The 11775-nt window shown below is 62.6% G+C and carries 11 protein-coding genes, 1 pseudogene and 1 CRISPR repeat array; of the genes and pseudogenes, 1 reads left to right on the plus strand and 11 read right to left on the minus strand.

Features of this window, described 5'->3' with window-relative positions; genetic code table 11:
- Positions 1-353: 353 nt before the first annotated feature.
- From ACYYG1_RS16755 to casA, 11 genes are all read right to left on the minus strand, one after another.
- Entirely contained in the window at positions 354-554 is a 201-nt protein-coding gene (locus tag ACYYG1_RS16755; protein WP_461211484.1) for a hypothetical protein, read from the minus strand.
- 68 nt (positions 555-622) lie between these two features.
- Entirely contained in the window at positions 623-1762 is a 1140-nt protein-coding gene (locus tag ACYYG1_RS16760; protein ID WP_461211485.1) for a Fic family protein, read from the minus strand.
- A 307-nt stretch (positions 1763-2069) separates the two neighbouring features.
- On the minus strand, positions 2070-2228 hold the full coding sequence (locus tag ACYYG1_RS16765; RefSeq protein ID WP_461211486.1) for an excisionase family DNA-binding protein: 159 nt from the start codon (positions 2226-2228) through the stop codon (positions 2070-2072).
- Positions 2229-2230: 2 nt separating this feature from the next.
- Positions 2231-3772, minus strand: coding sequence for a terminase gpA endonuclease subunit (locus tag ACYYG1_RS16770; protein ID WP_461211487.1), 1542 nt, complete (start codon positions 3770-3772; stop codon positions 2231-2233).
- Between the two features lie 268 nt (positions 3773-4040).
- Positions 4041-5228: a CRISPR direct-repeat array (repeat unit 29 nt; unit sequence CGGTTCATCCCCGCGCATGCGGGGAACAC).
- A gap of 49 nt (positions 5229-5277) precedes the next feature.
- A complete protein-coding gene (gene cas2e, locus ACYYG1_RS16775) occupies positions 5278-5610 on the minus strand; it encodes a type I-E CRISPR-associated endoribonuclease Cas2e (protein ID WP_461211494.1) in 333 nt (110 codons plus the stop codon).
- A complete protein-coding gene (gene cas1e, locus ACYYG1_RS16780) occupies positions 5591-6502 on the minus strand; it encodes a type I-E CRISPR-associated endonuclease Cas1e (protein ID WP_461211488.1) in 912 nt (303 codons plus the stop codon). The genes cas2e and cas1e overlap by 20 nt, the downstream gene beginning before the upstream one ends.
- A 2-nt stretch (positions 6503-6504) precedes the next feature.
- On the minus strand, positions 6505-7158 hold the full coding sequence (gene cas6e, locus ACYYG1_RS16785) for a type I-E CRISPR-associated protein Cas6/Cse3/CasE (protein WP_461211489.1): 654 nt from the start codon (positions 7156-7158) through the stop codon (positions 6505-6507).
- Positions 7155-7919 (minus strand): type I-E CRISPR-associated protein Cas5/CasD, encoded by a 765-nt coding sequence (gene cas5e, locus ACYYG1_RS16790; RefSeq protein ID WP_461211490.1) that lies wholly within the window; start codon positions 7917-7919, stop codon positions 7155-7157. The genes cas6e and cas5e overlap by 4 nt, the downstream gene beginning before the upstream one ends.
- Positions 7920-7922: 3 nt before the next feature.
- Positions 7923-9053, minus strand: a complete 1131-nt coding sequence (gene cas7e, locus ACYYG1_RS16795) for a type I-E CRISPR-associated protein Cas7/Cse4/CasC (protein WP_461211491.1) — start codon at positions 9051-9053, stop codon at positions 7923-7925.
- A gap of 11 nt (positions 9054-9064) precedes the next feature.
- Positions 9065-9586, minus strand: coding sequence for a type I-E CRISPR-associated protein Cse2/CasB (casB, locus tag ACYYG1_RS16800; RefSeq protein ID WP_461211492.1), 522 nt, complete (start codon positions 9584-9586; stop codon positions 9065-9067).
- Positions 9586-11187 (minus strand): type I-E CRISPR-associated protein Cse1/CasA, encoded by a 1602-nt coding sequence (casA, locus tag ACYYG1_RS16805; protein WP_461211493.1) that lies wholly within the window; start codon positions 11185-11187, stop codon positions 9586-9588. The genes casB and casA overlap by 1 nt, the downstream gene beginning before the upstream one ends.
- Positions 11188-11671: 484 nt before the next feature.
- Between casA and ACYYG1_RS16810 the strand changes: the two are divergent.
- Positions 11672-11775: pseudogene (locus ACYYG1_RS16810) on the plus strand (IS1595 family transposase); the annotation flags it as partial.

An 11775-nucleotide genomic window follows, 5' to 3' on the forward strand; every position in this document is an offset into this window, starting at 1 on the left:
AGGCGGCCGAGGCGGCCGCCTAGAAATCACCCCGCCAGGGGCGGCAGTGTCAGGTGAATACTATCTCTGTACAGGCAGTGCCAGGTGAATACTATCTCTGTACACTTAGTTCCTATGAATACATAGCTGATCCTGGCGAATGTGGATTCAAAAATCAACGCAGCCATTCAAGCAACAATATATACCAATAAGCTATTATCTAGAACAAAATGATATCAACAAAGCAAACATCCATCATCTATGCATTCGATTATCTTTACTATGTTTTTTAAACACTTCCATATTGCATCAAATCAGATGATCGCACTTAAATTCAATCCTACGCTATCCCAATGGCCAGCATCTTCATTATCTCAGCTATCAATGTCAAACAAGACGTTAGCAACATCCTCAGCAGAGTCATATTCTTTTGGTTCAAAACTGGCCTGCAACCAATATCCCTCTCTATCAGCTAAAAACAAGATTCGTTCCTTGCCAACAGGTCGCGGATATCCTAGCACCTCACCCTGCTTGTAGATTTCTTCAATTTTTTCAACACATATTGTTCTATTCACAACTCAACCTCTCGCATTTTTTTGATTGCATATCCTCGGCACAGCAACCGTTCAAAAGCAAATCAAAGTTATACCCTCACAAGCTGCAACAAGGGCTCAAACGCATACAACCCGGCCCGCCTTCCAGAAGGTTCCTCAAGGACCTTCAGAAGCCCCTTCTCGGCAAGCACTCGAACGAAACGCGCCGCAGTCGATGAAGAGGGGATGTCGCCCTGCTGCGTAAACTTGTTGTTCCTGAAGATGGGATTGGCAAACACATAATCAAGTGCGTTCACATGCCACTTGCTCGAAAGCAGCTCACGGAACGTTCCGCGCATTTCTTCATACAGCAGGCCAATGTCCTCGGCGATCCTCAAATTCCGTATGGCCTGCTGCTCAAGCGCCTCCAGGAAAAAGCAGCACCAGCCTGTCCAATCATCGTCTTTTGACACTCTGCGCATCATGTCGACGTACAGATCCTTCTCCTCTTCCAAGTAGCCGCTGACATAAAAATGCGGGGCCGGGATGACGCCCGCATCCCACAGCATAAGCGTGATGAGCATTCTTCCGATGCGGCCGTTGCCGTCCTTGAAGGGATGCAGGGCCTCGAATTCGACATGGGAAATCGCCGTCTTTATCAGAATCTGTTCTTCGCTCCTGCCCACGTACTCGAACAACGAATCGAGGCCGTCCTGGAGCTTCTCCGGGCTTATGGGCACGAACAGGACCGACCGCGTCCTCTTGTCCGCCAGGTAGTTCTGCTCGTTCTTGAACCGACCCGGTGACTTCTGCGCCCCGCGCCCGATGGACAGTAGCTTCTCGTGGATGGCGCGGATGAGCCACGGGGATATCTTTTGCCCCTCCTCCATGGCTTTTTGGGCCGACTTCATGGCCCGTTGGTACAGCAGCGTCTCGACCACCTCGGAACGGGCCTGCGAGGCGCCCTGCTCGTCCACATCATAATCGGCTTCATACCGCAGGATTTCATCTATCGTGCTCACCGTGCCTTCCATACGGGAGGAAATCACGGCCTCCTGGTTGCGCAACGGCGCCAGCAGTATCTCGCTGTTGTGCATGTTCTTGAGCATCTGGTCGAACCTCGCCAGGGCATCGGTCGCCTTGCCCAACGGAACGACAACCTTGGAATAATCAAGGCGTTCAGGCGGAAACCTGTCGTAATGATACTGAACGGCATCATCCGCATTCAAACCGGCAATCGTCGCCGACATGCTTTCCTCCGCAGCTTTTAGCGCTAAATTTTCTCTTATTTTCTCATCTACATTTGTAGACGTCAATATTTTATGTTTTTTGACGATCAAAAACAGACTTATTTTGATGGCTACGCTCTTTGCCCTCAAACTATGCACGTCAAGTCCACTTGCCTTCAAAACAGCGGAGAAAATTGATGACAACGGCTTTTGTCTGCAACCAATGAGTACCAAAAACAGTTGACCTCAATACTCCCGCAAAAATTGACGACAACTGGCAAGGCCCCAGCGGGCGCAGCTTTTGAGACGCCGAAAGGATTCGCGGGATTCAAAACGAAACGACCTCCAGATATCCCCGCACATCTTCCTCCCAAACCCATATGCCCCGAACCTTCCCGCAGCGGAAGGCCGGAATCTTGCCCTCGTTGATCAGGTTGTAGAAGTAGCTCTTGGAGCAGTTCAGTTTGCGCCCCTTGTTCGTGTCCATGGTCATCTCCTTTGGTTGAACCAGTCCGGGCGGGCTCCGGAGCCGGGAAGGGGTTGCGGAACGGGAGCGATGCCACGTGGGGCGGCAGTGGCCAGCTGGGGCCTGGGGGTCGGGCGCTTCCAGTTGCGCACGTCCAACTCGGAGGCCGCCACCAGAGCCATGACCTCGCAATCCCAAAAATGATTGTCCCGGCCCTCGGGGCAGAGCCAACACAGCTTCTTGTCGTCGAAATACTCCACCGTCATCTCGCGGGCGTATTCGTCGGTGACGCTCGCGTGCAGGTGGAAGGCCCCCGGATCGTCCGGGGCTATCTGGAGCTTGGCGGCTAGGTCGTTCTTGAAGAAGGTCGTGTCCACCTTCCAGAGCACCAGGCCGCCGGGGATCCTGTTCTTGATGCCCGGATAGAACTCCTGCGGGGCGTAGCGCACGGGCGTGGCCTGGGTTCGCTTGCCCTGGTACGGGAACAGCCGCCCCCGGTGCCGGGCGCAGAAGGCGTAGACCTCCTTGGTGCGTGTGCCCATGGCGTCCTGCACGGCCAGGCGCACGCGGTGCTCGTTGCCGTCCCGGTCGCGGTAGACGTTGCCGAACAGGACCCGTTCCAGGGCCGCAAAGGTCGGCACGCTGCCAGCCTGCACAAGCCAGCTTTCCTCATCCGAGCCCCAGCCGAAGGCGCGGATCACGTACCGGAAGTAGCGCTTCTGGGAGTCCACGCCGCGCGGTCGATCGTCGGCCAGGGATTTGATGGCGTCCTCGGTGCGCTGCACCTCGTAGGCGCGCCAGGGCTCGGCCTTGTACTGGTTCATGAAGTTCTTCAGATCGTCGCGGTTGCCGGTCTTCTTCCAGCGCAGAAAGGCCGCCGCCACCTCGGACAGGGACACGAAGTAGAAGAGCCAGGCCGGAATGTGAAAACCAACCTTGGCCGGGCGGTGTGCGCGCAGGTGCGCCATGAGCTCCAGGCCCGTGCCCCGCGCCCGCCACTGGCCCAAGCGCACGGCCTTGTCGCGGTCGTTGTCGTCCCAGCAAGAACCGCAGGTTTCGCACTCGTACCAGGCCAGCCGACGGGCCTGCACGGCCTCGGGGTCGCGCTTCAGGGCCTCGTCCTGCGGCCACTTGATGCGGTCGAACTCCATGAGCTGCCACACGCCGCAGTGCGGGCAGCGTACCCAGTAGTCGAAGACGACCTGCGCCTCCTCGGTCAACGCGCGCCAGATGGGCCCGCCCTCCACCGTGGGCGTGGATATCTTCCAGATCTTGCGCTTGCGCCGCCAGGTGATGGTGCGCTTCTCGGCCAGGGATTCGCTGGAGGCCTCGTTCTTGGGGTTCTGGTACTTGTCCAGTTCGTCCAGCACGAGGTAGCGGATGGGCTTGTTGCCCAGGCGCGACACGGAGCCCGACCAGCCGAGGTAGATGGTCATGTGCGCCAGGTTGATGCGCAGGCTGCTGGTGTCATCCGCCTGCCCGGTGAGGTAGGTACGCAGGCGCGGGCTGGCCTCCAGCATGGGCGCTATGCGGTCCCGTGAACTCGGCACAACCCGAAAGGCCACAGCAAGGACAGGGGCAAATGAGTCTGACAGGCGCTTAACCAGAGCAAGATGCTACGGTCCTTCGTATGCAAGTAGAACATCGCCAGAAATAAGGCCAAAGCCAGCCCCTTTTTTGCTCCCAATTTGTTCCACCTAGCCTGCTATAGGGTGATTAATCGCGATGATTGAAAATTTTTTAAGATGCTCATCTTATTCGAACTGCGCCAATAATATGCTTGTATAATTCACCATTATGACATCCTTGACTGCAGACAGCGAACGAAACCCCCGGCTCATCCCCGCGCATGCGGGGAACACGCCTCGCAGGAGCACCCCATGACCCCGTCTGGCGGTTCATCCCCGCGCATGCGGGGAACACTCGCCCAGGCGGCGGGAAAACCGCTGCATCCCCGGTTCATCCCCGCGCATGCGGGGAACACCCGTCAGACGGGTTTTCGCTGGTGTCCACGGCCGGTTCATCCCCGCGCATGCGGGGAACACTCCTTGCCCACGCCCGCCGGCACGAGCCAGCGCGGTTCATCCCCGCGCATGCGGGGAACACGCAGAGTGCCACCGCATCGCCCGGCCCGGAGCCGGTTCATCCCCGCGCATGCGGGGAACACTCCGTGAGGCTGCATTCCTTGGCCCCGTCTACCGGTTCATCCCCGCGCATGCGGGGAACACCTGCCGGAGCTGTTGTCCGCATACTCCAGGGCCGGTTCATCCCCGCGCATGCGGGGAACACGGCGGCGGCGTCGGTTCCGTACTTGCCTTGCTCGGTTCATCCCCGCGCATGCGGGGAACACCCCTCGCGGCACCTTCGGCACGGCGGGCTTGTCGGTTCATCCCCGCGCATGCGGGGAACACCAGTTCATCTCGGCGGCCACGTCGTCCCGGCTCGGTTCATCCCCGCGCATGCGGGGAACACGTGTCACGCCCGCCTTACCCACCCCATACGGCCGGTTCATCCCCGCGCATGCGGGGAACACTGTATAGGTCGCAACTGCCATGCACTCCTCCTCGGTTCATCCCCGCGCATGCGGGGAACACCGGCCACGCCAGTAGCGATGATCCAGGCGTTCCGGTTCATCCCCGCGCATGCGGGGAACACGAAAAAGTCCTCGGTGTCGTCGTTCATGTCCTCGGTTCATCCCCGCGCATGCGGGGAACACAGTTCATGATCCGGAAGGCGACGCAAAGTATCCGGTTCATCCCCGCGCATGCGGGGAACACGAAGGCCAGCACGTCCTCTTTGTTGACCTTGCCGGTTCATCCCCGCGCATGCGGGGAACACATCATGCGGGGCGACTGCCTGGGGGTGCTGGGCGGTTCATCCCCGCGCATGCGGGGAACACTCGAAGGTCGCCCCGGTGTGCCATGTGGTGGTCGGTTCATCCCCGCGCATGCGGGGAACACGGCCGGTCTCATAACCGACTAAGAATGTTAAGCGGTTCATCCCCGCGCATGCGGGGAACACTCTTCCTGGAATCATTTGATTTTATAAACAAAAATAATCGATGAAAAAGCTACCGATTATTTTTGCCTTCCGTGTTGCCGAATTCCTCGCCAATTGAGCCCTGTTCATCCGGGTGGAAAGAGCAGAGCAGGATTCCGTCCATGTCCCTGGGCAAACGGCGGTTGGGGCCCAAGGTTCGGAAGTCGAAACCGCTTTCAGAGGGAGAGCGCCAAGCCATGACGGCGTTGCCTTCGCCTATCCCCGCGGTTACCTGCTCCCAGAGCATCTCCCGCACCCGCCTAGTGTAGTTGCCGATGTAGACCCCGGCCCGCACTTCCAGGAGCCAGACCGCAAGCCGCCCGCGCAACCGGGGCGGCGCGTTTTCAGTGACGATGACCAGCATCACCCATTCCCTCCTCGTCTTCAAAGGCCGGCCCTATGGCCTCGGGCACGGGTTCGGGCATGGGCAGGCCTCCGGCCGAGAGCACGTCCTCGATGAGCGGGATGACGTCCCTGAGCAGCTTCTTTTTCCGGAAGGCGTCCCGGCAGGCCCGCCTGGTCTCGCCCTCGGGGTCGGACGGGTTCCGGGCGGCGATGCGAAAGGCCTCGGGCACCACAGTGTCGAACTTCACGATGTCCGCCACATCGAAGACGAATGAGCGCGGCTTGCCCGTATGCACAAAACCGATGGCGGGCGCATAGCCCGCCGCCAGGATAGCGGCCTCGCAAACGCCATACAGACAGGCCGTGGCCGAGCTGAGGCAGCGGTTGACCACATCGCCGTCGCCCCAATTTGTCGGGTCGTAGTTTCGCCGCGACCACTTCACCCCGAAGGCTTTGCCCATCTGGGTATACATGGTGCGCACCCTGGCCCCCTCGATGCCGCGCAACTGGTCCACGCTGCGCTTTGCCGGAGGCTGTTGCCCGAAGCGCAGGGCATACATGCGCCGGACCACCCGCAGCCTGGCGTCCGGATCCAGCGCCAGGCGCGCCTGGTAGAGCAGCTTGTCGCTGCGCGCCCCACCGGGCTGCCCGGCGGAATAGACCCGCACCCCGGCCTCTCCGGTCCAGATGAGCAGCGTGCCCGCCCGCGCCGCCAGCACGGCGGCTGCATGGGAAAGGCGGGTGCCGGGCTCCAGCATCAGGCAGGCCACACCGCCCACGGGGATGTGTGTGCGCACGCCCTCCCCGTCCACGAGCACGAAGGCCCCGTCCTGCACGTCCAATTGGCCCCGGCCAAGAAAGAGCAGCGACAGCCGCTCCTTCATGGCCAGGGGTTTGAGTTTGGGCAACATGCTCATCCTCTGCGCACCAACAGCAGGCCGCAGCCATAGGCCTTGGCCGGGCCTATGCCGTCGAACAAAGCCTGCCCCAGGGCCTCGGGGTCGGTCACGTGTGCGAACCCGCGCAGGTCCAGGGAGGATACCACCACCTCCGGCCCGCCCCGGGCCTTGCGGAAGCGCCTGTTTTCATAGGCCTCGGCCATGAGCGAGCCCGCCTCCAGGGCCAGGCCCAGGGCTCCCTGCCGCGCTTCGAGCCAGGACGTTGCCGCCTGTTCGGCCAGCTCCAGGCGGGTGGGCAACTTGTGCTCCGGCGTGCCGTCGGCCATGAGCCGTTTGCGTAGGTCCTGCACCACGTCGTGGCGAACCTGCCGCCCCTTGTCGTCGCGGGTCTTGCGCACGGGATTCACACGCAGGGAGAACAACACGCGCTCCCCGGTGCGCAGGGCGGGCGTGTAGGGTTGCACATCGCGTTGGCTCAGGTCGGGGCCGGGGGCGGGTTCGCGCCGCGAGACCGCGAGAAACGCGCCCTGGTCCATCTGGCGGTAGAGAAAATCCCGCTTGCGGTCGGGGCTGTCGGAGAAGACGTCCCACAGAGCCTGATGCGCTTCATACATGCCCCGGCGGGCCAGGGCCGTGCGGTCGAAGACCAGTTTGCTGATGTACATCATTCGCCTCCTTGGCCGGATGGAGCCGGATAGCGCCATTCCTGGCGGATGCCGAAGGCGCGCCGGGCGTGGTCGTCCAGCACGTCACGGACCATGCGCTGTTCGGACGACTCGGCCCCGCACATGCCCTTGTCGCAGAACACGTCGCCCGCGTTTCCACGAGCCTTGCGCCTGTCGGGGCGAAGCGCGGCGGCCAGGGGCGCCAAAACGTCCGGGGCGTAGACGTCCAGGGCGGCCAGGGCGTCCGCCGCGTCGATGATCTGCGGCAAGAAAGGCAGGGCCGTGGGGCAGGACTTGCGCCCCAGATAGGGGGTCAGCCTGGGCCGCAGCAGGGCGTCATGCAACTCCCGGAGCGAGTGCGGCGCGCCGGAAGCCGTGGGCCGCAGGCACACGGTGAAGCGCGCGTCCGTGAGGTAGTCGCGCCTGGAGAGCAGGGTGTTCGGTGTTTCGTCCGGGGCCAGCTTGGTCCCCAACTCGTCGCGGCGGCAGTGGAACGCGCGCTTGGCCTTTTCCTGCGGGGTTTGCACGGTGTGGTAGTCTCTGAACCGTTCGCCGGGGTCGTCCACGCGCACGGCCACGGCATAGGCGTCGGACAGGGCTTGCAGGCGTTCGCCCTCGCCGCGCCGGATGCCCAGGGCCGCTGCCAAGAGGCCCAGCACCCCGGATCGCGTGGGGTGCCCGGCGCAGGGCCGGATCTCCCCCACGGCCACCGAGCCCCAGGCCTGGAGCGGTCCGTACAGGGTGAAGACAAGATGTTCGGCCATGACCTACTCCGCGATGAAGCGGCACAGCTCGTCCAGGCTGCCCTGGCCGCTGTGCGCGTTGAGGATTTGGGTCTCGCCGTCGTCGCCGTAGACCGTGGCGAACTTGGCGCGCTGGTCCTCCAATTCCTTGATGGCCATGCCCAGCAGATCGCCGGACCCGTCCAGGCCCTGGAGGAAGGCGGCGGACAGGGAGCGGGGCTGCATGTCGCCCTTTTCCGCCAGGCAATAGGAGGCCCAGGCGCGCGAGGCGAAGCTGTTCTGCTTGCCCGTGGGGCTCACGGTGCAGGCCGCGCGGCACAGGCCGGCGAGCGCCTTGGCCGCCAACCCGTCGTCGCTGAGGGTTTCGCGCAGCAGCTCCCGGTCGATGCAGACATAGAGGTAGAACAGCCCGGCCCCGAACTCGGCCACGCCCATGTGCCCCGCGCCGGAGTCGTCGCGGTTCAGGTCGTCCACGGCGGTGAAGAAGTCTTCGTCCACCATGACCTTGTGTACGGTCATGGCATGGGCCACCTGGGCGGCGGCCTCCACGTTGTGCCGCTTGCTGGCGGCCAGCATGCGCCCGAACAGGGCCACGTCCGCCGCCATGTTGTCGGCGCGCAAGAGTTCCAGGTCCTCGGCGGCGGGAACCGCGCCGGACTCGCGGCAGGCCTCGGTCAGCCGCGCCACCCCGTCCAGTTCCACGGGGGTGAGGTGGGCCAGTTGTTCGATCTGCAAGGCTTCGTGCAGCGCCTTGAGGGCCTCCGTTTTGTCCTGGTCCTTTTTGGGCTTGAAGTCGGCCTTGATGGCGCCGAAGGTGCCCGCGATGGCGCGGGCGATGTCCTTGGCCGCCATGTCCTTCAAGGTCTTCAGCCCGCCGGGGGACTCGACGCCCGCCAGCACATCGCCCAGGGGCAGGCCCAGGGTCAGGGCCTTGAACACGCAGACCCCCAGTTCCTTGGTGCGGGTGCCGACCTTGTCGCCCAGGGCCTGCTGGAAGATCTCGGAGGTGCGCCAGGCGCGCTTGAGGCTCTGGGACGAGATGCGCAGGCGCTCGGTGTTGCCCATGACCACGGTCTTGGGGCGGCCCAGATCGTCGCGGTTCAGGTTGGAGGCGGGATAACTGGTCAGGATATGCAGCTGGATGTATTTATTCATGGCTTATCTCCTTATGATTGTTTGGGATTGGTGGAGGTGTAGTATTGACGCGCCCACTGGCGGCGGGTGTCGTCGTTCCAGCGGAAGGTGCCCTTGACCAGGCTTTGCAGGGGAACGTCGCCGTCGAGCATCCTCGTCAGACGGATGAGCATCATGTACAGGCCGTCGCGGTCCTCGTCGCCCACGGCCAGGAGCTTGCGGAAACGGACATCGCGCACCGCTTCGCCGCCCTTGCCGCTCTGGGCCAGCATCCGGGGCAGGCTGTCACGGTCCGCAAGGCTCTTGGCGTGGGCCAACAGCCCAAGCGGCAGGGCCAGACGCTCCAGATCCTGCAGGGAGAACGTAAAGCCCTTGCGTTCGAGGGCGGCAACCGGACCGCGCCAAAAGGCGCTGTTGAGGAAGACCTCGCCCGGAATTTTGGCGCGGCGCAGGGTCGCGCGCTGGCCCCGATCGTGCTCCAGGGAATGCCACCACGAGCGCAGCGCCCCCCAGAATTCGTCCTTGTTCTGGGCATCGTAGAATTGTTGTTGCATCAGTTGGCTCCTTGGTCTTGCGGCAGTGCGAGGTCGGTCAGCATCTTCTTGCGGTTGAAGTTGTCCAGCTTTCGCCCGGCCTCGACGATGCGCTGCATGCGTTCGGGTTTCACGCGCCCGCGCTGGGTCTGCTCCTCGAACAGGTCGCGCGCGGTGCGCACCAGCAGGCGTCCCCATTCCATGCGCAAAGGCTCGCAGGCCTGGAAGTCTGGCGCGTGGACCAGCTCCCCGGCCAGACGGTAGAACTCCGCCTCGGTCCGGCCCCAGAGGGCCGCTCCCGCGTTCTCGAAGAGGGTCTTGTCGGTCTTGGCCTGGTTGCGGCCCGCCTCGTTGACCAGGGCTTCCTTCAACTGACCCACGAGGTTTCTGCGCACCGCTTCCGTGGCCGAGACCAGCATGTCCACGAGGGTGCGGAATTCCGGCAGCAGGTCGGCTTGGACGCGGAGGTAGGGAAAGCGGGATTCGCACCATTGCAGGGGTTTCATATTGTCCATGTCGTATCCGGCCACGCATACCTGCGCGGGGGAATCCATGGCTTCGTCCGCCTCCAAGGCATGCTCCACGCAGGCGGCCCGGCGGATGCCGACATCGCTGCCTTGGCCGTAGACGATGCCCAACCAATGCCCGTATCCGGAGATGGAGGCGCTGCCCTTGACCGACAAGGTGGTTTTGTCCTGGCCCTGGTCGCGGTAGGGGGTGAGAGGGTGCCGCCAGGTGTCGCCGTAGTTGGTTCCGTAGGGCCGGGACAGATAGCGCCGGACCAGGCGCGGCGTGCGGGCCGAGCACAGGGAGCAAGCCGACTCCCCGTCCGGATTTTCTTCGGGCAGGAGCAGGATGCGCCGGGGCATGCCCCAGAAGGCTTGCAGCGGATGGACGTCCGTGGGGTGGGTCTGTTCGCCTTTTTCGCTCCTGCGCGTGGGGGCGGCCCAGGGATAGACCCCGCCAGCCAGCTCTGCGTCCCGGGGGACGCTGCCGAGCCGGGCGTGAGTGGCGCTCAGGGGCACCACGTTGCGCCAGAGCTTGTCCCAGAGGGTCGTCCCGTCCACCAGGGTGGACAGGGGCCCGCCACCACGCAGGGAGGTGCGGTTGCCCTTGCCGCCCGCCGGGGCGAAGTCTTGCAGAGTGAACAGGGCCATGGCCGCGCATGTCGGGCACAGGGCCGTGACCGCGCCGCGTTTGACGAAGAAGTCTCCGTTGTTGCGCAAGGTCTGCCCGCCGGGTGAATCGATGAGCAGAGCGGCCACCTCGTTGGCGTCCTTGGTGTCCTCGGGAGGCTCCAAATCGAAGTCCTGCATGAACAGAGGCTTGGAGCCGAAGAGATTGAAGAACGGCGCGTGCAGGGCCAGGGCCTCGCGCAGTTCCTCGGGCTTCGGCGGTTTTTGCAGCAACCTCCGCCAGTCCTTTTCCTTGGCCGGGGCCAAGGCCGTCTGCATGAGCCCCACAAGGAATTCCAACAACGCCGCCCGGAAATCGGGCCTGGGCGGCGCGAGGTCCACGGGCAGCGGGTCGCCTTCCGTGATCTCCCAGGGAGCGATGGCTCCTCTTGATCCGTCCTTGCGGATCACGGGAATCCAGTGCTCCTCCAACAAATTGCAGTGCATGTGACCTCCGTGTTGCAAGTGAATATTGAGTGTCAGTAGCCACTGGACCAAAGAAAGGCGGACCGCCTCAAGACAACGGCCCGCCTTTCTTCAGGATAAGTAGAGCAACACGACGCAGGCATCACCGATCACGACTGCGATGAGCAGCACGAATCGTCGAGCATGTCTGCGTGTGCACACAGCAAAACAGCGCATGCTGGCAACCTCCTGCAGGTCATGCCTCCAAGCGTGGCGTTGGTTGACATGCCCCGTGGAAATGCATAGCGTCAGAGTGCTAGAAAGACGTGCATCTGCACGGGGAAGGGGCTGACCGGCTTGGATTTGTCTGGTCGGCCCTTTTCGATATCTGAAAATGCAATACCCAATAAAAGAGACCGCGTCAATATCGATGTGGCTCTGCCCTAATTGCCATAGGAAAATGCTATTGACATAAAAAATAGGGGCTGTCCTAGCTAAGAGTTCAGCTTACAGTTAGGATGGCTCCATGTACGAGAGGAAGAGTCGGCTCAGCATTCACAAGCGTTCACGACTGATGGAGCACTTCGTCGCCGGGACAACAGCCCGTGCTGCGGCCCAACTCGTGGGCGT

The organism is Desulfocurvus sp. DL1XJH-121 (genome assembly GCF_054819825.1).